Source organism: Caulobacter sp. GW821-FHT05F04 (assembly GCF_059419665.1).
Genome location: NZ_JBWKSF010000002.1, coordinates 404,153 through 425,640, shown reverse-complemented (window position 1 = coordinate 425,640; position 21,488 = coordinate 404,153). Strand labels below are relative to the sequence as shown.

Here is a 21,488-nt window from a genome sequence, read left to right as displayed (position 1 = left end):
CTTCATGTCGGATCGGCGCGAAGGCTTCGTTTCCCTTGTGAGGGTCCCGCAGGATCCTCGCCAGTCTTCAGGGGATCCAGATGCTTTTCAAACACGCCGCTTTCGCAAGCGCGGCCGTCTCGGTAGTGATGGCCGCCGGAGCGGCCCAAGCCCAGGCCCAGTACGCCTTCAACCTGCCCGGCCAGTCTCTCGAGCGTTCGCTGACCGCCGTCGGTCGTCAGGCCCAGGTCAATGTGGTTTTCCGCCCCGAGCAGGTCAGCGGCAAAGCCGCCGAGCCCCTCAAGGGTCGCTTCACCGCCGACGCCGCGCTGCGCCGACTGCTGGTCGGGTCGGGGCTGGACGTCCAAACGACGCCGGGCGGCTCCTATCTGCTCGTCGAGGCTCCCGCCCAACCCGCGCAGGCTGAGATCGCGGCGGTCGACGAGGTCGTGGTCGTGCTGGGCCGCGGGCGCACGCGCCAGATGCAGACGCTCTCGAGGACCGAACTGAACAAGCTGGCCCCGGGCACTTCACCTCTCGCCGCGCTGAACAAGCTGCCGGGCGTCAACTTCACATCATCCGACCCGTTCGGCGCCTATGAATGGGCCCAGCAGGTGACCATCCGCTCGTTCACCACCGACCAGATGGGCTACACCCTGGATGGCCTGCCCCTGGGCAACATGCAGTATCGCAACAACAACGGCCTGAGCATCGGCCGCGCGCTGCTGACCGAGAACAACGGCGCCACCTCGCTTTCACAGGGCGGCGGCGCCCTTGGCACGGCCTCGACCAGCAATATCGGCGGCACGATCGATTTCACCTCCATCGACCCGACCGACGCGTTCGGCGTCGATATAGCCGGCACCTACGGCAGCGGCGGCACCTGGCGCGGGTTCGCGCGGCTTAACACGGGCGAATTGCCTGGCGGCGGCAGCCTCTACGCGGGCTATGCCCGGCAGGACACCAAGAAGTGGAAGGCCGCTGGCGAGCAAAACATCAAGCAGGTCAATGTGAAGTTCGTCCAGCCGCTGGGCGAAGCCGTGCGTTCGACCACCTTCGTCGACTATGCCGACCGCCGCGAGGACGACTACGCGGACTTGTCCTTCGCCCTGGTCAATCGGCTGGGCTGGAAAGTCGACACCATTAGCGACAACTTCGCCCTGGCCGAAACGCTCGCCACCGCCCTGCAGACTGGCGCCGCCGTTCCCAAGCCGTATCTCAACGCCGACGACGTCTACTACAACGGCGGCGGCGTGCGGCAGGACACCCTGGTCTATGAACGGCTCGACTACGACCTGACGCCGTCGCTGTCGGGTTCGACGACCGCCTACTATCACCGCGATCACGGCATCGGCACCTATGCGAGCCCCTACGACGCGACACCGCAGGCGTATGGCGGATCGTCGGTCTCGGTTTCAGCGCTGCGCTACGACATCGACCGCGCTGGCCTGATCAGCCGCCTGAGCTACACCTTGGGCGATCACAAGTTGGATGCCGGCGTCTGGTACGAGGACAACGACTTTCACCAAGCCGCCTATCTCTATGGCCTGACCAAGGGCGTTGCTCCGACCAATTTCCAGCGCTTCTACGACAATCCCTTCCGCACGCGCTGGGACTATCGATTCACCACCAAGACCTACCAGTTCCATGTCGGTGACACCTGGTCGGTCACCGACGACCTGAAGGTCAACGCCGGCTTCAAGGCGCTGAAGGTCACCAACGAAGCCAAGACGATCACCAGCAAAACGCCGATCAATGGCACGATCGAGGCCAAGGACTACTTCTTGCCCTCGGCCGGGATCCTCTACCGCCTCGATGAGCGCAACGAGGTGTTCGCCGGCTTCACGCGCAACATGGCCGCCTTCGTGGCCTCCGCGTCCAGCGGCCCCTTCTCGACCACCCAGGCCGGCTTCGACTACATCCGCAAGGACCTGAAGCCCGAGAAGACCCGCACTCTGGAGGCCGGCTATCGCTATTCCAGGGACGGGCTGCAAGCCTCCGTGACCGCCTATGACGTCGCCTTCCAGAACCGCCTGCTGGCCACCTCGATCAGCGCCACGATCGTCGGCAACCAGAACGTCCTGCAGAATGTCGGCGGCGTGACCTCGCGCGGCGTGGAGACGGCGATCAACTGGCGCTTCGCGCCCGACTGGTCGCTGTTCGGCAGCTTCGCCTACAACGACGCCAAGTACGACGACGACGTCAGGCCGCTCGGCGGCGCGGCGATCGCGACGAAGGGCAAGCGCGTCGTGGCCGCCCCGAAGACCGTCGGCGGCGCCGAACTGGCCTATGACAACGGCGCGGTCTGGTCGAAGATCACGGCCCACTATCAAGGCGAGCGCTTCTACACCTACCTGAACGACTCGCCGGTCAAGAGCTCGACGGTGTTTGATCTGGCGGCTGGCTATCGCGTCCCTCGGACGCGCGTCGAGGTGCTGCTGAACGTCACCAACCTGTTCGACAAGCGCTACTACTCATCCGTTGGCACCAGCGGCTTCGTCAATTCCGACCCCACGGGCTCGTACACGACGCTGCAGCAAGGCGCGCCCCGCCAGGTGTTCGCCACCGTGCGGGTCAGCTTCTAGTCTGGACCGATCGCCGCCGAGGCCCTCCTCGGCGGCGGCGCCTTTCGAGCGAGATAATGATCGAGACCGCCATGAACCGTCGATCCCTGCTTTGCGGAGCGCTGGTCTCCGCCAGTTGCGCCGCTACCGCGACCGCCCAGGCCAAGGCAGGGGATTTCAAGTTCGTGTTCCTCAGCGACACGCACATCCAGCCCGAGGACGGGGCGGTCGAGGGCGTGCGTCGCTGCTTTGCCCAGGTGGCGGCCAGCGACGCCGATTTCGTGGTCCATGGCGGCGACCATGTGTTCGACGCCATGGAGGTGGGGCGGGCGCGCGCCGACGCCCAGATGGCGCTCTATCGCCAGTCCGAACGCCTGCTGGGTAAGCCGGTTCGTCACGTCCTGGGCAACCACGACTGTTTCGGGCTGTTCGAAAAGAGCGGGGTGGACCCGTCCGAGCCCGGCTACGGCAAGCGCTATTTCACCGACCAGTTCGGGCCGACCTATTACGGCTTCAGCCACAAGGGCGTGCGGTTCCTTGTCCTGGACTCGATCGGCTTCAAGGGCCGCAACTACGAGGGCCGTATCGACGCCGAGCAGCTGACATGGCTGCGTGGCGAGTTCGCGATCCTTTCGCCCTCGGATCCGGTGGTGGTCCTGACTCACATCCCGTTGGTGACCGCGCTGGAGTGCTACGAGCCCGAAGATTGGGCGGCCTCGCCCTATGACTGGACGCGGGTGATGAACGGCCGTGAGGTGATGCGACTGTTCCAAAGCCGCAATGTGCTGGGCGTGCTGCAGGGACATGGTCACGTATACGAGACCGTCGAGGTCGCCGGGGTGCGCTATATCTCCAGCGGCGCGGTCGCCGGCGCGGACTGGCGTGGCAGCTTCTTGGGCACGCCCGAGGGCTACCTGGAGGTGACCATCGCCAACGGTCGTCTCGATACCCAATTCAGAACCTATGGCTTCACGCCGCCACGCCGACGCGATGTGCCCCTTTGACGCGAAAGCCGCCGCTACGGGTTCGCCCTCGTCGTGGCTGAAAGGCGCCAGGAGCCGCCGTTGGCTCCCTTCCAGAAACACGACATTGGCTAGGAGCCATTGGCCGCCCCATCGTCTAACGCCAACCGATTTTGATGCAGCGCATGGAACGGGTCCTGTTGGGCAATCAAGTTTCGGCCCAGAAGCGCGCATTCTGAGACCGCCGCACGGACGGCATTCGCCACTGGAGACCTCACGAATGACGGCGGCATCCGCGACAAGCTTCGACGTAGTCATCATCGGCGGCGGGCAGGCCGGACTGGCCACGGGCTATTTCCTTCGCCGAACCGGCCTGAGCTTTGCGATCTTGGACGGCGAGCCAGATCCTGGCGGGGCTTGGCGCCATGGCTGGGATTCGCTTCGGCTCTTCTCACCCGCTGAGTGGAGCTCGCTGCCCGGCTGGCCCATGCCCCCCAGCGGCGAAGCCTATCCCACGCGTGAGGAGGTGGTGGCCTACTTGGCGGCCTACGAGGCGCGTTACAATCTGCCGGTCATAAGGCCAGCGGAAGTCGAACTTGTTCACGCTGAACAGGATGCGCTTGTCGTGGAAACCTGCCCTGCGACGTGGCGGGCCCGCGCTGTGGTGAGCGCCACCGGCACTTGGCGCGCGCCCTATAGACCGCCCTACCCGGACCAAGCCCGTTTTGAAGGCGTGCAAATCCACTCGGCTCAGTATCGCCGCCCGGAAGAGTTTGCGGGACAGCGGGTGCTGGTCGTTGGCGGCGGCAACAGCGGGGCGCAGATTTTTGCGGAGGTGTCGCAGGTCGCCGACACGACGTGGGTGACACAGGAGCCGCCAACCTTCCTGCCGGACGAGGTCGACGGGCGCGTGCTGTTCGAGCGGGCCACTGCCCGCTGGCAGGCCAAACAGGGGATCGCCGCCGATGCGCCGCCGCCGGGCGGGCTCGGCGATGTCGTGATGGTTCCGCCGGTCAAGGCGGCCCGCGACCGCGGCGTGCTGAAGGCGGTTCGCCCCTTCGAGCGCTTCACGCCACGGGGCGTCGTCTGGCCGGACGAGCGAGAGACCGAGGTCGATGCGGTGATCTGGTGCACAGGCTTCCGGCCGGCGCTACAGCATCTGGCCGCCCTAGGCTTGGTTGAACCCTCTGGACGGGTAGCGGTCGACGGAACGCGGTCCATCAAGGAGCCGCGCCTGTGGCTGGTGGGCTATGGCGAGTGGACGGGATTCGCGTCCGCCACCTTGACCGGCGTCATGCGGTCCGCACGGGACACCGCGCGCGAGATCGCCCAGGTGCTTGCGCCAGCCTAGCCTCTCGCGGGCGGAGAGCCGTCCACAGCATCAAGAGCTAACCCTAGAACCGCTCCAGGAACCTGACCTTCGGGAAGCTCCCCGACTACGGCGGCGGCCGAGCCCGTTGGTAGCGCGCCACTATGGGGTTTCCTTCCCCCTCGGACGCGCGAGGTTGTGGATGCCCACTAGCAGAGTGAGCGTGGCGCCCTGTCCGCCGATCCATTTGAGCAAATCTTCAGTGCCAACGCCCTTTAGGCCAAGATAGTGCAGTAGATAGGCGCTCGCCCTGGTCCAGCCAGACAAAGCCGCATCCACACGGTCCTCGGTTCGCCATGACGATGCTTTCGGACAACGGCTCCAACGCCGCGCCACCCGTAGCGCCCCAGCCTTCGATATCACCTCGTCCAAAATGACCACTCGATCCCCTGACGTCAGATCTTTCGACTTGCCTCTGGGGGCTCTAGCGTCGGGCCGAGCGCCCGCTAAAAACCGACACGGTCCCCGCCTTTAAGGCCGAGCAAAGCCCGCGCCTCGGCCGGCGTCGCCGGCTCCAGCCCCATTTCGCCGAGGATCCTCCTGACCTTGAGCACCTGCTCGGCGTTCGAGGCCGCCAGCTGTCGCCTGCCGATGAACAGGCTGTCCTCCAGGCCCACGCGCACGTTTCCGCCCAGCAGCGCGGCCTGGGTGCAAAATGGCATCTGGTGGCGGCCCGCCGCCAGGACCGACCATTGGTAGGCCTCGCGGCCGAACAGGCGGTCGGCCGTCTGCTTCATGAACATCAGGTTTTCGGGGTCGGGGCCGATCCCCCCCAGGATGCCGAACACCATCTGGATGAGGAACGGCGGCTTGACCAAGCCCTCGTCGACGAAATGGGCCAGGTTGTAGAGATGACCCACGTCGTAGCATTCGTGTTCGAACTTGGTTCCGGCGCCGGCGAGCGTCTCCAGGATCGTGCGAATGTCGCGGAAGGTGTTGCGGAAGATGTAGCCGTCCGAGTCCCGGACATAGGCCTCTTCCCAGCCATATTTCCACCGCGCGATCCGCTTGGCCGCCGGGAAGAAGGCGAAGTTCAGCGAGCCCATATTCAGCGAGCACATCTCCGGCTCGAAGGCCAGGGCGGCGGCGAGCCTGTCCTCGACGCTCATGGTGGCGCTGCCGCCCGTGGTGATGTTGACCACCGCGTCGGTGGCCTGCTTGATCACCGGCAGGAACTGGCCATAGACGGCCGGATCGCCAGTCGGCGAACCGTCCTCGGGGTTTCGCGCATGCAGGTGGATGATCGCCGCGCCGGCCTTGGCCGCCTCGATCGACGCCGCGGCGATCTGGTCGGGCGTCAGCGGCAGGGCGTCCGACATCGACGGCACGTGCGCGGAGCCGGTGATCGCGCAGCTGATAATGACCTTGTTGCTGGACATGGCGAGGCTTTCCGCGGGCGCGCCGCTTGGGCGCGCCGGCTGAGGTAACGAGGCGATTGGGGGGAACGGGGCGATTGGGGGAGCGCGGGAGGGACGGCAAGTCCCCCCCCCCCCGGCCAGGCTAGGACAGGGTCTTGGCCCAGTCGGTGAGCACCTTCACGTAGCGCGCCGGATCGGCGATGTGCATCTGGTGCATGGCGTCCGGCAGCAGGGCGAAGTCGAAGCGGACGCCGGCGCCCTCGACGAGGCGCCTGACTTGTTCGACCTGGAAGTCGCTGATCGCGCCGATCAGGTTGCCGGTCACCGGGTCGATCGCGCGCATGTGCTGGGTGAGCAAGACAGGGGTCTTGACCTGGGAGAGCAGCTTGTCGTGCGGGCTGCTCTGAGAGACCGTGCCTTGGAAGAAGGCCCTGCCCCATTCGGGATCATATTCCTGGATGTTGAGCGGCGGCTCCGGGCCGGTCAGGGGCGAACGCGTCGCGGCGATGGCCGGCGCGAACCTGACCAGCGCCTCGGTGAACCCGCGCCAGTCGCCGACCCGCCACTGGTCGCCGAGATAGTCGTTGAACATCTTGAAGATCGGCCCGCCGGCCTGGAGGATCGAATGGCCGTGGGCGGGCGTGCGCTCGCAGGCGAACAGGGGCGGATCTTCCAACAAGGCCGCGCGGATCTGGCCGGGCATGGCGTAGGCGGCGAGCCAGGCCGAAAGGACCCCGCCCGAGGAATTGCCCGCCACGATCACCGGCCGCTTGACCACCGTGGCCAGGAACCGGACCAGGTCATTGCCGAAATTGTCGAAGGTGTAGCGCGCCGGGGTCCAGGTGCTGCGCCCCTGTCCACGCAGATCCACGGCGAAGACATGGAAGTCGGCTTCGAGCAGCTTCATGGTCTGCTCGTAGCCCCACCAGGATTCGGTCTGGCCGGGGATCAGCAGCAGCGCCGGCTTGTCCGGCGAGCCGGCCTCGGCGTAGTTCATGCGGATCTCGCCCAGGTCCACCTGCTTTTCGGGGTAGCCATGCGGCTTGAAGACGTTGCGATTGGCGGGCGACACCGCCGCGCCCTCGTCGCTTACATTGCCGGTCTTCGGGGTCGTCTGGTCCGCGCTCATGGATGCACCTCTACAGATATGCGTTTCGTGGCCCTGGGGCCGTCGTGTCCTTTGATCCCGGCGCGCCTAGAAGTTGACGCGCGCGGAGACGCCAAACTCGCGCGGCCGGCCGACATCGTAGTGCGCCGTACCGACATTGCCTGAGTAGTCGACGCCCCCGACATAGTAGTGCTTGGCCAGCAGGTTGGTCCCAAAGAGGCCGATCGTGTAGGCCGCGCCGGCCGGCGTGTAGTCGATGCGTCCGCCCAGCAGTCCGTAGCTGGGCAGCAGCAAGGCGTCGGAATCGGTGGGGGTGCTGCGCTGGTCGTCCTCGAAGGCGTAGTTGAGGGTGGTCACCACCTTGCCGGAGGCCAGGTCGAGGGTATGGGCCGCGCCGACCGAATAGGTGACCGGCGGAGCCCGTTGCAGGTCGCTCTTGAGCGTAATGCCGCTAGCCTTGCCGATGTCGGTGTAGCGGATGTCGAGCCAGGCGAAGTTGCCGAACAGGCGCAGATGGTCGCCGGCCTGGGCCGACCATTCCAGCTCGAAGCCGTAGCTGCGCGCCTTGCCGGCGTTCTGCAGGATGACGCTGCCCTGGTTGAGCACCGGATTGGAAAGCACCACCTGCTGGACCTGGATGTTGGTCCAGTCGACATAGAAGGCGGTGGGATTGATCGTGACGCGGCGATCGAGGAACTGCATGCGCGCGCCGACCTCGTAGCTGGTCGACTTCTCGGGGGCGAAGGGCTGCAGCTGGGGCAGTTGCAGGGGGTCGTAAGGATTGAAGCCGCCGCCGCGGAAGCCGGTCGAGAGGCTGGCATAGGTCATCACGTCGGGACGCCACTGATATTGCAGGCCGGCATGGAAGGTGCTGCTGCGGAACTTGTCGGCCGCGGTGGCCAGCGTCGCCTTGGTGATCGGGTCCTGAGCGAGCACAGACTTGTGGTCCTCGCTTAGGCGAAAGCCGCCCAGAAGGCTCAGCTTGTCGGTGACCCTGAGCGAGCCGTCGACGAAGCCAGCGTAGGACTTGGTGTCGCGATCTTCGACGGGCGCCGGCGGCGCGGGCGCGCCCAGCACGTAGAAGGGGGCGATGAGATTGCGGATCGGCTGGCGCTGGTTGAAGTAGAACCCCCCCGCCACGAAGTTGAGGCGCCCGTCCAGCATCTGCCCGTTCAATTGCAGCTCCTGGGAGAAGGCGTAGGTCTGGGCGGGGCGTACGCCGCGCCCGAAGATCGAGGCGATGGTGCCGTCCAGGTCGAACGACTGCTTATTGTAGATGTCCTGCCAGCCGGTCAGGGACTTGAGGGTGAAGCCCTCGGCGATGCGCCAGCCGGCGGTGACCAGGAAGTTCTTGTTGGTCGTCTGGCTGAACTCGGGCGCGTCGGTTCCGGGCTGGCAGTAGAAGCACCGCGATTTCAGGCTGTCGGTGTAGAGCGGCAACCCCAGGGCCGGGGCGACAGCGATGTTGTAGATGAAGGGCACGGTGGCCGGTCTGGGCGAGATCGGGCCAGGGATCCGGTAGGCGAAGCCGTCGAGCTCGTCGCGGCTCCACTGGCCCGAAACGTCGATCCAGCTGTCCTCGGTCGGCTCGATATGGGCCTGGCCGCGGATCAGGTCGGTCGTCGTCCCGCCCGCGCGCGAGCCGTCGGTCTGGCGGCGCACGTAGCCGTCCTGCTCAAGGTGGCCCCCTGACAGACGAAGGGCCGCCCGTTGGCCCAGCGGGACATTGACGGCGCCGCTGAGGTCATAGCGTTGATAGTTGCCGGCGGTGGCCGCCAGGTGGCCGTCGAAGGCGCCGAGCTTGGCGTTGCGGGTCGTATAGCGGATGGCGCCGCCGATGGTGTTGCGGCCAAAGAGCGTTCCCTGCGGCCCGCGCAGCACCTCCACGCGCTCGAGATCGACGATCTTGAACAGCGTTCCCGAGAGCGAAGGATAGTAGAAGTCGTCGACATAGACCCCGACGGCGGGCTCGGAGCCATTGCCCGATCGCTGCTGGCCCATGCCGCGCAGGAAGAAGGTGGCCGAACCGCCGCCGTCGCCCGCCGTCTGGGTGCTGACCTGCAGGCCGGGCACGACCGACATCAGGTCCTGGGTGCTGCGCACGTTCAGGCGATCCAGCGATTCCGAAGACAGGGCCGTGACCGCAACGGGGACGTCCTGGAGGCGCTGTTCGCGCCGCGAGGCCGTGACGATGATCTCCGACAGGGTGTCGTCCAGGCCCTTCGCCGCCGGCGCGCCGGCCTGTTGGGCCCAAGCGCCGTGGCCCGTCGCCAAGGCCATGGCGGCCGTCGTCGCGAGCAGCCAAAATTTATCGCGCCCCATGCGCTGTCCTCCCCCTTGTTATCGCCCATTGGGCGGCGGTCGAGCCGCATCTTGATAAGGGGGTTCTAGCGCCGTCTTGCGCCGCTGAACGATGGCAAAATCAGGTGATCGATGGCGAAAAGCCATCACTCATGCGCCTAGCCAGCGGCATCGGCCTGGACGTGACGGCCGCTGGCGCGCCGGAAGAGATCGGCGAGGAATTCGGCGGCCGGCGTCAAGGGCAGGCGGGCCCGGCTGACGATGCAGACGGGCGGCGCCGGGAGTCGCTCGGCGATCTCGATGGGTTGGAGCAGTTCGCGCGTGCCGACGAACTCCAGCCATTGCTTGGGCAGCATGGTCAGCAGGTCCGAATTGGCCACGGCCAGCATGATCGCCATGGTCGAGGCGGCGGTCATCTCGACGATCGGCGGCCGCAGGCCAAAGTGCTCGAAGACCTGGGCGAGCTCGGTGGCGTTGTCGACCGCCACCAGCGTGCGGATCCATTTCGCATCGGCAAGCTCGGCCAGGGTTTTGGCGGCGGCCTTGGGATGGCCCTTGCGGCCAAAGACCAGACGGGTGTTGTCGAACAGCTTCTCGACCACCAGTTCGCCCTTGGGCGGAGCCTCGGGAACGGGGCCGACATAGAAGTCGATCGCCCCTTCGAGCAGCGAAGCCTCCGCGGTCGGGAAACTGCCTTCCCGCAGCGTCAGATAGACGTCACCGTAGCGCCGGCGGAAGGGCGCGATCACCCGCGGCAGCAGCGACATCTGGACGGCGCTCGACAAGGTCACCGCGACCTGGCCGCTGGCCTCGCCGCGCATCTGGGCGATCTCGTCGACCGCCAGGCGCAGCTCGTTCTGTATCGCACCGGCGCGGCGCAGGAAGGCTTGCCCCATGGCGGTGGGCGACACCCCACGCGGGTGGCGCTCGAACAGAGCCACGCCGAGCTCCTGCTCGACCTCCCGGATGCTGCGGGTGATCGAAGGCTGATCGATGCCCAGGTGGCGCGCCGCGGCGCGCAGGCTGCCGCGTTCGGCGACGGCGGTGATAGCGCGCAGGTGCCGAAACTTCATGTCGATCATCCTCCTGTCGCCACCACGCCTAGCCCTCTCGAGCCGGCGACGCAAAGCCTCAGTGATGGGCTTTCGCCATCGCAGACGAGCGTTTGCCATCGTTCGCGCAACGCACGTTCCCCTAAAACGCGCAGGGCCTGCATGGCGCTCGAACCGCAAGGATCTGCGACGAGCTCGAACTGGTTCGGGGAGAGGAAATGATCGAATTGGAAGCGGCCGTGCTCGTCATCGGAGCCGGGCCGACAGGATTGGGCCTGGCCGCCGAGCTTGGCGCGCGCGGGATCTCGTGCCTGGTGGTCGAACGCAACGATCGGGTCGGCTATGCGCCGCGGGCCAAGACCACCCACACGCGCGTCCGCGAGCACCTAAGGCGATGGGGCGTCGCCGCCGACCTCGCCGCCGCCGCGCCCTTCGGGGTCGACTACCCTTCCGACATCGTCTTCGTCACACGCCTGGCCAAACATCAGCTGGCGCGCTTCGAGAACGCCTTCAGCTGCGCGCCGGCCAGGAACGACTTCTACTCCGAGCACGCTCAGTGGGTGCCGCAATACAAGCTCGAGGAAGTTCTCCGGGCGCACGTGGCCACCCTGCCCACCGTCGACCTCCGCTTCAACGTCTTGGTGAAGGGCCTGGAGCAGGACGCCGATGGTGTGACGACGCATGCGGCGGACACCGCCAGCGGCGAGGAGATCCTCGTGCGCAGCCAGTACGTGGTCGGGGCCGACGGTCCGCGCAGCCTGGTGCGCGAGACGATCGGCGCGACAATGGAGGGTCGTCAGGGACTCTCGCGCAACTTCAACATCATCTTCCGCGCGCCGGGGCTAGCGCAGGCGCATCCGCAAGGCGATGCGATCATGTACTGGCAGGTCGACGCCGAGACGCCCAGCACCCTGGGACCGATGGACAAGGGCGATCTGTGGTTCTTCATGCCCGCCAACGTCCCCGAGGACCTTCAGCTCACCGATGCCTCGGCCGGCGCCCTGATCCGCAAGGCCACGGGCGTCGACCTGCCCTTCGAGATCCTCAGCTGCGACGAGTGGTACGCTAACCAGCTGGTGGCCACCCATTACCGGCGGTGCCGCATGTTCATCGCCGGCGACGCCTGCCACCTGCACCCGCCGCTCGGGGGCTATGGCATGACGCTGGGGGTGGGCGACTCCGTGGACCTCGGCTGGAAGCTCGCCGCGGTGCTGCAGGGGTGGGCCGCGCCGGCCCTGCTCGACAGCTACGAACTGGAGCGCCGCCCCGTGCACCGCAGTGTCATCGACGAAGCCGTGGGCAACCACGCGGCCAACGCCGCCATCGTGCGCCATGGGCTCGAGGAAGACAGCCCCGCCGGCGAGGCGCTCCGCCGCGAGGTCGGCGACCTGATCCGAGCGACCCGAGCCCGGGAGTTCCGCAGTCTCGGGGTGGTCCTTGGCTACAGCTACGCCGGTTCGCCGTTCGTGGCGCGCGAGGCCGCGGCGCCGCCGGCTTCGTCGGCCACCGACTATCAGCCCAGCGCCTATCCCGGGCGGCTCGCCCCGCATGCCTGGCTCGAGGACGGCAGCTCCCTTTACGATCATTTCGGTCCTGGCTTCACCCTGCTGGCCCTATCCGAAGGCCATGCCGCCGATGTGGCCGCCGCCGAGCGCCAGGCCGCCGAGGCCAGGACGCCGCTGGCCGTCGTGCGCCTGCCCGACCCGCGCCTGGCCAGCCTCTACGAGGCGCCCCTGGCCCTGGTGCGGCCGGATCAACACGTCGCCTGGCGCGGCGCGGCCTGGCCCGGGCCGCAAATCCTCGAACGCGTGAGCGGCCGCCTCGTCGGCGCCGACAACGCCTCGACCGAAACGGAGCAAGTTTGATGCGTTGGATCTCCTACCGTACGCCTGGTGGCGAAGAGGCCGTCGGGCTGGCCACGTCGGGCGGCTATCGCGGCGCGAGCGTCGCTGAACTCGGCGCGGACCTGCTGGGTCTGGTCAGGGGCGGCGCGCCGGCCATGGCCGCGGCCGCCGAGCGCCTGGCTTCCGCCCCCCTGGTCGCCGCGGAGGGCCTCGACCTCCTGCCGCCCCTGCCGCGGCCGCCCAAGATCATCTGCATCGGGCTCAACTACATGGCCCATTCCCAGGAGGCCGGCTTCAGCCCGCCAGCCTATCCGGCCGTATTCGCCCGCTACGCCACGAGCCTCGTGGCCCATGGCGCGCCGATCCTGCGCCCACGCGTCTCCGACCAGCTCGACTACGAGGGCGAACTGGCCGTCGTGATCGGGCGCGGCGGCCGCTACATCCCCGAAGACCAGGCGCTGGACCATGTGGCCGGCTATGCGGTGTTCAACGACGGCTCGGTGCGGGACTACCAATTGCGGACCCAGCAATGGACCATCGGCAAGACCTTCGACGCCACCGGGGCGTTCGGGCCGCAACTGGTCACCGCCGACGAACTGCCGCGCGGCTGCAAGGGCTTGCGGCTGGAGACCCGCCTCAACGGCGAGGTCGTGCAAAGCGCCTCGACCGATGACCTGATCTTCGACGTGGCGCGCCTGATCACGATCCTCTCTGAGGCCGTCACCCTCGAACCCGGTGACGTCATCGTCTCGGGAACCCCGTCGGGCGTTGGGGCCGCGCGCAAGCCGCCGCTCTGGATGAAGCCGGGCGATATCTGCGAGGTCAGCATCGAGGGCGTGGGCGTCCTGTCCAACCCGATCGCCGACGAGCCGGTCCCCGCGGCGGGAGAAGCCTGATGGCGGAGGTCAAGCGCACGCCCTCGCGCCGGCCCGCCGTCCTGGGGGTCCATTCTCTCGACCACTTCGCCCTCACCGTCCCCGACCTGGACGCGGCGCGCCGGTTCTACGAGGCCTTCGGCCTGGAGGTTCGCCGGGACGACGAGGCCCTGGCCATCCACGCCTGCGGCGACGACCACTGCTGGATGCGGATCAGGCTCGGTCCGCGCAAGGTCGTGGAGAGCCTGAGCTTCGGGATCTTCGAGGACGACCTCGGCCCCTTCGGCGCGCGCCTAGCAGGCCTGGGGATCGCGACCAGCGTCCAGGGCGAGCCCTCCGCGCCATCGCTCTGGCTGAAGGATCCCCACGGCCTGGCCATCGAGCTGCGCGTGGCCGAGAAATCCTCTCCAGACACCAAGGCGGTTCCGGCGCCGGCCCCGACCACCCTTCGAGGAGCGCCGATGCGTGACGCTGCGCCCCTCGTACGTCCGCGGCGCATGTCGCACGCGGCCTTCTTCACCCCGGATCTCGAGGCCACCCTGGCCTTCTACATTGACGTCCTGGGCCTGCGCCTGTCGGACCGCTCGGGGCCGGGCGCGTTCCTGCACGGCGCGCATGGCAGCGAGCACCACATGGTCGCCTTCGCCCAGTCCAGCCAGGCCGGCTTTCACCATAGCGCCTGGGAGGTCGGCTCGGTCGACGAGGTGGGCCTTGGCGCGGCCCAGATGGCGCGCGCCGGCTACACCGAGGGCTGGGGCCTTGGCCGCCATGTGCTGGGATCGAACTATTTCCACTATGTTCGCGATCCCTGGGGCAGTTTCGCCGAATACAGTTTCGACATGGACTACGTGCCGGCCGATTTCGACTGGCCTAGCACCGAGGCCTCGCCCGAAAACGGCCTCTATCTCTGGGGCCCACCCCCGCCCGACGATTTCGGCGTCAATAGCGAAGGAGCCAAGCCTTGACCCCCGTCTCCAGCCCCCTGCCGGCCGCCGCGGCGCCGGCCATGCGGCGCGGCGCGGGGGAGCTTGGCCTGCTGCTGGCGCTCGCCACCTGCGCCGCGCTGGTCTTCCTCAATCGCACCGGCATCAGCTTCCTGTTTCCGGCGATCCAGGGCCAGTTGCACCTGACCAACACCCAGCTCGGGCAGCTGATGTCGGCGACCTCTCTGGCCTGGGCCGTGTCGAGCATCTTCTTCTCGCTAGCCAGCGACGTGCTGGGCGTTCGCCCGCGGCTGCTGATCGTCATCTGCACGATCGGATTTTCGATCGTCGGCGGACTGTCGGGCTTGGTCTCAACCTTCGCGGCGCTGTTGCTGCTTCGCGTGGCCATGGGAGTCTTCGAGGGGCCGGTGCTGCCGCTGATCCAGTCGACCGTCTCGGCGGCCTCGCCGGCCGATCGCCGCGGCGCCAACCTCGGCGTGATCATCGGCGGTTCAGCCCTCGTGGGCGCGGTGCTGGCCCCGCCGATCATGACGGGCCTTTCGGCGACGCTGGGCTGGCGCTCGGCCTTCCTGGCCATCGCCCTACCCGGGCCCCTGGTGGCGCTGGCCGTATGGATCGCCACGCGGCCGCGCGCCTTGGGCGGGACCGCCAAGGCCGAGCGGCTGGACCTCCGCGGCGCGGTGCGCATCATCGCCCGCCGAAACATCCTCCTGGCCCTGGTCGGAGCGATCACCCTGATCGGCTCGACGGTGGCCTCGGCAGCCTTCCTGCCCCTCTATCTGTCGTCCCTGCCAGCGTTCACGCCGACCTCGAAGATTCTGTTCTTCGTCACCCTCGGGATCATCCACAGCATCGGCGGCATCATGCTGCCCGCCCTGTCCGACCGGGTAGGTCGGCGGGCGTGTCTGATCGCCGCCTGTCTGTGCTCGGCGGCCACGCCGGCGGCCATGGCCCTGATGTCGCTGTCGACGTGGTGGGTGGCGGCCGTGGTGATCCTCGGCTTCGTGGCCTCCGGCGCCTTCACCCTGATGGTCTATGTCGTTCCCGGCGAGACCGTCCCGCCCCAGATGGCCTCGACGACCTTCGCGATCTTGCTGTTCGTGGGCGAGATCATCGGCGGCGGCGGCGCCCCCACCCTGGCCGGCTGGGTGGCCGACCATCATGGCCTAGCCGCCGCGCAACTGGTGTGCGCGGCCCTGGCGGGCGTCGCCTTCATCGCGGCGTTGTTCGTCGAGGAACCTCCCCGATCGTCGACGACGCCGGCCGGTTGACGCCACCGGCCGAGCCCTCCGCCCTGGAACTCGGCCCCTCCTGCTGGCGCGCGCGGCGCGCGCGCCAGCCCTTTTCCTGATGGGCGGACGCGGCGTTCCGATTTCCTGATGGGCGCCAGGAGCGACACCCAACGCCGGCGAAACGGGTCGTTAGAGCGCGATGGATACCCAGCCCCGAAATGCACGTGCGCTGGGCCGAACTCCCCAAGGACAAGCCGATCGTTCTTTGCTGCCGGGACGCCTGATGCAGCCTGGCCACCTCAGCGGCGCTCATAGCCGATGGCGACCGCCGCAGCCGCCTCGCGCCAACATCTGCCGTTGGAACGCCTCCAGGAGGGCGACGTTCGCAGCGCTGACCAACTGCTCGACGATACGCGCCGCGCGGCGCGGGCGAGCGCTAAGATTATCGCGTGGTCCGAAACCGCCGCGCCCAGCACCCAGGCCAACAAGGCGATACCCCGCCTGGCTCGCCGAGCGTGCGCCGTGGGCGCTCACGCATCGAACTGGGCCCTGAACAGCATCTCGTGGGGCCGCCAGTCGACCCCGCGCTCCCGCAGCCAGTGATCGTCATAATAGGTGCAACTGTATCGATCCCCCCCGTCGCACAGGATCGACACGATCGAGCCCGTCTCGCCCTGGCTCGCCATCTCTTCGACCAGTTGAGCGATGGCCACTAGGTTCGTGCCGGTGGAGCCGCCTACCCGACGCCCCAGACGATGAGACAGAGCCCGCATCGCGCCAATGCTGGCGGCGTCGTCGACCGCGATCATCCGGTCGATCACCGAGGGGATGAAGCTGGGTTCGACCCGCGGCCGCCCGATCCCCTCGACGCAACTGGCGCTCGCTTCCGGCAGTGACACGACCGTCGGATCGGCGAAATGGCGATGGAAGACCGAGTGAACCGGATCGGCGACGCAAAGCCGGGTCGCATGGCGCTGATAGGCGATGTAGCGGCCGATCGTGGCGGACGTCCCGCCCGTGCCGGCGCCGCACACGATCCATGCCGGGACCGGAAACGCCTCCGCCGCCATCTGCGCGAAGATGCTTTCGGCGATGTTGTTGTTGCCCCGCCAGTCGGTCGCGCGTTCGGCATAGGTGAACTGGTCGAGATAATGGCCTTTCGTCTCGCGTGCGAGGCGGTGGGCGACGTCATAGACGGTGCGCGGGTCGTCGACCGTATGAATTTCGCCGCCGTGGAAGCGGATCGCATCGAGCTTGGGCGCCGCCGTCGATGCGGGCACAACCGCGATGAAGCGCAAGCCGAGCATCCGTGCGAAATAGGCCTCGCTGACCGCCGTCGATCCCGACGATGCCTCGATGATGCAGGTGTCGGGCCTGATCCAGCCGTTACACAGGGCATAGAGGAACAGCGAGCGCGCCAGACGGTGTTTCAGGCTCCCCGTGGGGTGGCTGCTCTCGTCCTTCAGATAGAGCGTGATTCCTGGATAACGCGCCAAGTCCAGCCGGATAAGGTGCGTGTCGGCGGAACGGTTGAAGTCCGCCTCTATCCGTCGGATCGCGTCGGCCCGCCAGGCCTGGACGGGAGTCTCACCGCGATTACCGGGCATCGGCGGTCAGTCCATGCCGGACCAGCATCGCAGCCGGGTCGGCGTCGCGTCCGCGGAAGGCGCGGAAGCTCTCCGCCGCCGGACGGCTCGCGCCCCGGGAGAGGATTTCCTCGCAAAATCTGGCCGCGGTGGGGCGGTCGATCAGCCCAGCCTCGGCGAAGCGCTGGAACCCGTCGGCGGCGAGCACCTCGGCCCACAGATAGCTGTAATAGCCCGAGGCATAGCCGCCCGCGAAGATATGGGTGAAGGCGTGCGGAAAGCGGTGCCAGGCGGGCGGGCGCACCACCGCCACCTCGTCGCGCACCGCCTCGATCACGTCGATGGGGTCGTCGCCGAGCCCGCCCCGATGCAGCAACAGGTCAAACAGCGCGAATTCGACCTGACGTACGACGAACATCCCCGACAGGAAGTGGCGTGCGGCGAGCAGCGTCTCGAACAGCGCATCGGGCAGCGGCGCGCCCGTCACATGATGGCCGGACATGTCGCCCAGCACGGCGCTGTCCCAGGCGAAATCCTCCATCAACTGGCTGGGCAGTTCGACCGCATCCCATTCGAACCCGCTGATGCCGGCGATATTGGGCCGGTCGACGCGGGTGAACAGGTGATGCAGGCAATGCCCGGTCTCGTGCAGGAAGGTGACGACTTCCTTGTGGCTGAGCAGCGCGGGACTGCCATCGGTCTTCGGCGCGAAGTTGCAGACGAGATAGGCGACCGGCACGCGCTGGACATTCCCGTCGTTGAGCCGCGGCCGCGCTTGCGCCATCCAGGCGCCGCCACGCTTGCCCGGGCGCGCGTGCAGGTCGAGATAGACGCCCGCGAACACCGCGCCATCTTCGTCCGCCACGTCATAATAACAGGCGTCCGGATGATAGACGGCGACATCGGGCCGCGCGATCAGACGGATGCCGAACAGCCGGTCGAGCAGGCGCCGCCACCCGGCGATGACGCGCTCGACCGGGAAATGGGCGCGCACCGCCTGCTCGTCGACGGCGTACAGGGCCTGCCGCATCCGCTCGGCGACATAGGCGACGTCCCAGGGTTGAAGCTCGGCGACGCCCAGACGCCTGGCGGCATGATCCGCCAGCGCCGCCATCTCGCGCTCGGCGGCAGGCTTCGCGCGGGCGGCGAGATCGCGCAGAAAGGCCAGGACCGCGTCCGCATCGGTGGCCATCTTGGTGGCGAGCGACCATGCGACCGGATCGGCGAAGCCGAGCAGCCGCGCGGCCTCGCGCCGCCGGTCGAGAATCTCGGCGATCCGCCCGGAATTGTCGAACTGTCCGGCGTGCGGCCCCTGGTCGGACGCGCGCGTGCCCGATGCGGCATAGACGCGCTCGCGCAGCCCCCGGTCCTCGGCGAAGGTCAGGATCGCGTTGACGCTGGGCATCTGGAGCGTGACGACCCAGCCGGTCAGCCCCTTCGCCCTGGCCGCCTCGGCGAACATCGCCTTGTCGGCGTCCGAAAGTCCCGCGAGGAGCGCTTCGTCCTCGACCTGCTCGAACCAGGCGTCGGTCGCGTCGAGCACGGCGTTGCCGAACGCCGTCGAAAGCTGTGACAACTCCACCGAGATGGCCGCGAAGCGGGCGCGATCCTCGGGCGCGAGCGCGACGCCGGAAAGCGTGAAGTCACGGATCATATGCTCGACCGCGGCGCGATCGGCGTTGGGCGAGGCGGCGAAATCCGCTGTCGCGGTCAGCGCGACCAGCACCTCGTACAGCGCCCGGTTCTGCATGACCTGAAGATGGTTCTCGACCAGCCGCACCTGTCCGGCGGCATAGGCGGCGCGCAGCTCGGGCGTGTCCCCCACGGCTTGCAGATGGGAGACGGCCGACCAGACGCCCGCGATCGCGGTGTCGGCCCGTTCCAGCGGCAGCCACGCGTCCGCGAAATCGGTCGGCCGGGCCGCGACGATCTTGGCCACGACCGCGCGGTGGTCGGCGAGGACCTGGTCGAGCGCCGGCGCGATCTGGTCGGGGCGGATATCGCCAAACCGCGGCAAGGCCAGGGTGTCGAGCAGCGCGTTCATCATGGAATTTCCCATCTTGGGCGAGAGTTCAGACCAGCAGGCGGACATCGGCGTCTTCGGTGGCGATCGCCTGCGCGTTGCGCCCGGCCAGATAGCGCTCGGCCTCCAGCGCGGCCATGCAGCCCGTGCCCGCGGACGTCACCGCCTGACGGAACAGCCTGTCCTGCACGTCGCCGGCCGCGAACACGCCCGGCACGCTGGTGGCGGTCGATCCGGGCGCGACGAGGATATAGCCCTCATCGTCCATTTGCAGTTGCCCCTTGAACAAGGCGGTCGCGGGATCGTGGCCGATCGCGACGAACAGCCCGTGCGCCGCCAGCTGCGACACGACGCCGTCACGGGTGTCGCGCAGCGCCACGCTGGTCACGCCGCCGCCATCGCCCAGCACCTCGGCGACTTCGGCGTTCCAGACCATCTCGACCTTGGGATTGGCGCGAAGCCGCGCCTGGTTGGTGCTATCGGCGCGCAGCGTGTCGCGGCGGTGGATCAGATAGACCTTCTTGGCGAAATGGGTGAGGTGCAGGGCCTCCTCGACCGCCGTGTTGCCGCCGCCGACGACCGCGCAGACCCGACCGCGATAGAAGAATCCGTCGCACGTCGCACAGGCTGACACGCCGCGTCCGCGATACTCGGTCTCGCTCTCCAGTCCCAGCCAGCGGGCGGACGCGCCCGTCGCCACGACGATGGTGTCGGCGGTGTAGCGCGCGCCGCCATCGCCGACCGCGAGGAACGGCGCGCGGGTCAGGTCGACCTCAACGATCTGGTCGCTGACGAGGTCGACGCCGGCCTTGCGCACCTGCTCGCCCATCCGCGCCATCAGGTCAGGACCGAGCACGCTCTCCTCGCCCGGCCAGTTTTCGACCTCGGTGGTGATGGTCAGCTGCCCACCCGGCCGCGGCCCCTCGATCAGCATCGGCGCCAGCGCGGCCCGCGCGGCGTAGACGGCGGCGGTATAACCCGCCGGGCCCGAGCCGATGATCAGCATCTTGCTGTGCCGCGCGAGCGGCCCGGTCATTCCCGGCATCCTATGCCCTCATCCTCGCTGTGCGGGAACCGGCGCGGCGGCAAGCGGCGCGCGCTCCATCAGCTCGATCGCTTTCCAGCCGAACGACCGATACCTTTCGCTGGACGCCTCCACCCGCTCCAGCCGCAGGCGAAACTGCTGCGCCAGGGCCGGATGGTCGGCGTCCAGGATCGCCAGCACGCGGTCGAGCCCGGAAAATTCGGCCTTGTATCCGTCCTTCTCCGCCTGATCGCGGATATGGAAGACGCGGCTCTCGTCTTGGTCGGTCCAGCCGATCCTCGACAGCGAGAGATGGAGTTCGAGGGTTCCCAGCCCGTTTAGCGTGTCGCGCAGGACGGTCCGCATGGCGCCAGGCCAGGCCGCCGCCTCGATAACCTGCCCCGCCCGACGATCCAGCGTCGCCTCCTCCAGAGCGTCCGTCGCGGCGACGGCGGCCATCCGGGCGGCTTTCCACGTCTTTCGATCGGGTTCGTCGCCGTCGATCGCACGCCGATGCAAGGCCATGATCGCCAGACGGCCCTGTTCCACATCCGGGCGCTGTTCGGTCAGAGCCGCCAGTTCGGCGTTGGCGAGAAGATCCAGCACCAGTTGCGAGACGATCGGCGTCAGATCCGCCCCGACGGGCGTTCGCTCCAGCCAGGCCCACGCAAAGCGTTCGGCCTCGGCCTTCGGCCGGAAGCCGTTGACGAACATCGGCAGCGCCTCGGCCAGCGCGATCGGATATCCCAGTCGCTCGGCGAAGCCCGGCGTATCGTCGGCTTCCATGACGGCGCCGATGACATTGGCCTGTCCGTTCTCCCAGGCCGGGAAATAGACGAAGCTGTCCGCCGCGATGTGGCGCCGCAGGCGCTCCATCGCCTGCGCCTTGACCGCCTTGTCGCCGTGGAACGCGACCATCGTCATCATTCCGTTCCCACATGGGCGTCGACAAAGGCGTCGAGCCGGCTGCGCGAAATGGTGCCGAAGGTCCGCCCGGTCTCGGCGCCGTCCTTCACGATCATCAGCAGCGGGATGCCGCGGACCGCGAACCGTTCGGCCAGCTTGGGATTGGCCTCGATATCGACCTTCACGATCTCCATCTCGTCGGCATATTCCTTGGCCATCTCGTCGAGCGTTGGGGCCAGCGCCTTGCACGGCGCGCACCAGGGCGCCCAGAAGTCGACCAGCACGGGCTTGTCGTTCTTCATCACGATCTCGTCGAAATCCTGCTCGGTCGCGCTACGCATGATACTTGTCCTTTCGGGGA

At 67.8% G+C, this 21,488-nt stretch carries 16 protein-coding genes; 7 read left to right on the top strand and 9 right to left on the bottom strand.

Going from position 1 to position 21,488, the window contains the following annotated elements:
- The first annotated feature begins 80 nt into the window (after window positions 1-80).
- From AC07R7_RS06445 to AC07R7_RS06435, 3 genes are all read left to right on the top strand, one after another.
- The gene (locus AC07R7_RS06445) at window positions 81-2,564 is read left to right on the top strand and encodes a TonB-dependent receptor (protein ID WP_494634565.1); all 2,484 of its coding nucleotides are present in this window, start codon (window positions 81-83) and stop codon (window positions 2,562-2,564) included.
- 71 nt (window positions 2,565-2,635) lie between these two features.
- On the top strand, window positions 2,636-3,547 hold the full coding sequence (locus tag AC07R7_RS06440; RefSeq protein ID WP_494634564.1) for a metallophosphoesterase family protein: 912 nt from the start codon (window positions 2,636-2,638) through the stop codon (window positions 3,545-3,547).
- Between the two features lie 238 nt (window positions 3,548-3,785).
- Entirely contained in the window at window positions 3,786-4,856 is a 1,071-nt protein-coding gene (locus tag AC07R7_RS06435; RefSeq protein ID WP_492886500.1) for an ArsO family NAD(P)H-dependent flavin-containing monooxygenase, read from the top strand.
- A gap of 464 nt (window positions 4,857-5,320) precedes the next feature.
- Here AC07R7_RS06435 and kce read toward each other — a convergent pair whose 3' ends face one another.
- The 4 genes from kce to AC07R7_RS06415 all read right to left on the bottom strand — a co-directional run bounded on the left by kce (window position 5,321) and on the right by AC07R7_RS06415 (window position 10,714).
- Window positions 5,321-6,253: a 3,5-dioxohexanoate:acetyl-CoA acetone transferase gene (kce, locus tag AC07R7_RS06430; RefSeq protein ID WP_492886502.1), complete on the bottom strand. Its 933-nt coding sequence runs from the start codon at window positions 6,251-6,253 to the stop codon at window positions 5,321-5,323.
- Between the two features lie 121 nt (window positions 6,254-6,374).
- Complete coding sequence (locus AC07R7_RS06425) at window positions 6,375-7,361, bottom strand: alpha/beta hydrolase (RefSeq protein ID WP_492886504.1); 987 nt, start codon at window positions 7,359-7,361, stop codon at window positions 6,375-6,377.
- Between the two features lie 66 nt (window positions 7,362-7,427).
- The gene (locus tag AC07R7_RS06420) at window positions 7,428-9,662 is read right to left on the bottom strand and encodes a TonB-dependent receptor (protein WP_494634563.1); all 2,235 of its coding nucleotides are present in this window, start codon (window positions 9,660-9,662) and stop codon (window positions 7,428-7,430) included.
- Window positions 9,663-9,799: 137 nt separating this feature from the next.
- Window positions 9,800-10,714 carry a LysR substrate-binding domain-containing protein gene (locus AC07R7_RS06415; RefSeq protein ID WP_494634562.1) on the bottom strand — a complete coding sequence of 305 codons (915 nt, stop codon included), beginning with the start codon at window positions 10,712-10,714 and terminating at the stop codon, window positions 9,800-9,802.
- Window positions 10,715-10,911: 197 nt separating this feature from the next.
- Between AC07R7_RS06415 and AC07R7_RS06410 the strand changes: the two genes are divergently transcribed.
- Genes AC07R7_RS06410 through AC07R7_RS06395 form a run of 4 tightly spaced genes read left to right on the top strand, consistent with a single transcriptional unit; the run spans window position 10,912 to window position 15,627 of the window.
- Entirely contained in the window at window positions 10,912-12,558 is a 1,647-nt protein-coding gene (locus tag AC07R7_RS06410) for an FAD-dependent monooxygenase (RefSeq protein WP_494634561.1), read from the top strand.
- Entirely contained in the window at window positions 12,558-13,433 is an 876-nt protein-coding gene (locus AC07R7_RS06405; RefSeq protein ID WP_494634560.1) for a fumarylacetoacetate hydrolase family protein, read from the top strand. Before AC07R7_RS06410 ends, AC07R7_RS06405 begins: the two co-directional genes overlap by 1 nt.
- Window positions 13,433-14,377 carry a VOC family protein gene (locus AC07R7_RS06400; protein ID WP_494634559.1) on the top strand — a complete coding sequence of 315 codons (945 nt, stop codon included), beginning with the start codon at window positions 13,433-13,435 and terminating at the stop codon, window positions 14,375-14,377. Before AC07R7_RS06405 ends, AC07R7_RS06400 begins: the two co-directional genes overlap by 1 nt.
- Window positions 14,374-15,627: an MFS transporter gene (locus tag AC07R7_RS06395; protein ID WP_492886516.1), complete on the top strand. Its 1,254-nt coding sequence runs from the start codon at window positions 14,374-14,376 to the stop codon at window positions 15,625-15,627. The genes AC07R7_RS06400 and AC07R7_RS06395 overlap by 4 nt, the downstream gene beginning before the upstream one ends.
- A gap of 491 nt (window positions 15,628-16,118) precedes the next feature.
- Here AC07R7_RS06395 and AC07R7_RS06390 read toward each other — a convergent pair whose 3' ends face one another.
- Genes AC07R7_RS06390 through trxA form a run of 5 tightly spaced genes read right to left on the bottom strand, consistent with a single transcriptional unit; the run spans window position 16,119 to window position 21,468 of the window.
- Entirely contained in the window at window positions 16,119-17,195 is a 1,077-nt protein-coding gene (locus AC07R7_RS06390) for a PLP-dependent cysteine synthase family protein (RefSeq protein WP_494634558.1), read from the bottom strand.
- Entirely contained in the window at window positions 17,185-19,218 is a 2,034-nt protein-coding gene (locus tag AC07R7_RS06385) for a M3 family metallopeptidase (RefSeq protein ID WP_494634557.1), read from the bottom strand. The genes AC07R7_RS06390 and AC07R7_RS06385 overlap by 11 nt, the downstream gene beginning before the upstream one ends.
- A 28-nt stretch (window positions 19,219-19,246) precedes the next feature.
- Entirely contained in the window at window positions 19,247-20,233 is a 987-nt protein-coding gene (trxB, locus tag AC07R7_RS06380; RefSeq protein WP_494634556.1) for a thioredoxin-disulfide reductase, read from the bottom strand.
- A gap of 18 nt (window positions 20,234-20,251) precedes the next feature.
- Window positions 20,252-21,145: a hypothetical protein gene (locus tag AC07R7_RS06375; RefSeq protein WP_494634555.1), complete on the bottom strand. Its 894-nt coding sequence runs from the start codon at window positions 21,143-21,145 to the stop codon at window positions 20,252-20,254.
- Window positions 21,145-21,468, bottom strand: coding sequence for a thioredoxin (gene trxA / locus AC07R7_RS06370; protein WP_494634554.1), 324 nt, complete (start codon window positions 21,466-21,468; stop codon window positions 21,145-21,147). The genes AC07R7_RS06375 and trxA overlap by 1 nt, the downstream gene beginning before the upstream one ends.
- Between the last annotated feature and the right edge of the window lie 20 nt (window positions 21,469-21,488).

Coding starts and splice junctions, on each gene's coding strand:
- trxA (WP_494634554.1), bottom strand. CDS start 21,468: ATGCGTAGCGCGACCGAGCAGGATTTCGACGAGATCGTGATGAAGAAC.
- AC07R7_RS06390 (WP_494634558.1), bottom strand. CDS start 17,195: ATGCCCGGTAATCGCGGTGAGACTCCCGTCCAGGCCTGGCGGGCCGAC.
- AC07R7_RS06420 (WP_494634563.1), bottom strand. CDS start 9,662: ATGGGGCGCGATAAATTTTGGCTGCTCGCGACGACGGCCGCCATGGCC.
- AC07R7_RS06445 (WP_494634565.1), top strand. CDS start 81: ATGCTTTTCAAACACGCCGCTTTCGCAAGCGCGGCCGTCTCGGTAGTG.
- AC07R7_RS06410 (WP_494634561.1), top strand. CDS start 10,912: ATGATCGAATTGGAAGCGGCCGTGCTCGTCATCGGAGCCGGGCCGACA.
- AC07R7_RS06385 (WP_494634557.1), bottom strand. CDS start 19,218: ATGAACGCGCTGCTCGACACCCTGGCCTTGCCGCGGTTTGGCGATATC.
- AC07R7_RS06400 (WP_494634559.1), top strand. CDS start 13,433: ATGGCGGAGGTCAAGCGCACGCCCTCGCGCCGGCCCGCCGTCCTGGGG.
- AC07R7_RS06425 (WP_492886504.1), bottom strand. CDS start 7,361: ATGAGCGCGGACCAGACGACCCCGAAGACCGGCAATGTAAGCGACGAG.
- AC07R7_RS06405 (WP_494634560.1), top strand. CDS start 12,558: ATGCGTTGGATCTCCTACCGTACGCCTGGTGGCGAAGAGGCCGTCGGG.
- AC07R7_RS06375 (WP_494634555.1), bottom strand. CDS start 21,145: ATGACGATGGTCGCGTTCCACGGCGACAAGGCGGTCAAGGCGCAGGCG.
- AC07R7_RS06435 (WP_492886500.1), top strand. CDS start 3,786: ATGACGGCGGCATCCGCGACAAGCTTCGACGTAGTCATCATCGGCGGC.
- AC07R7_RS06440 (WP_494634564.1), top strand. CDS start 2,636: ATGAACCGTCGATCCCTGCTTTGCGGAGCGCTGGTCTCCGCCAGTTGC.
- trxB (WP_494634556.1), bottom strand. CDS start 20,233: ATGACCGGGCCGCTCGCGCGGCACAGCAAGATGCTGATCATCGGCTCG.
- kce (WP_492886502.1), bottom strand. CDS start 6,253: ATGTCCAGCAACAAGGTCATTATCAGCTGCGCGATCACCGGCTCCGCG.
- AC07R7_RS06415 (WP_494634562.1), bottom strand. CDS start 10,714: ATGAAGTTTCGGCACCTGCGCGCTATCACCGCCGTCGCCGAACGCGGC.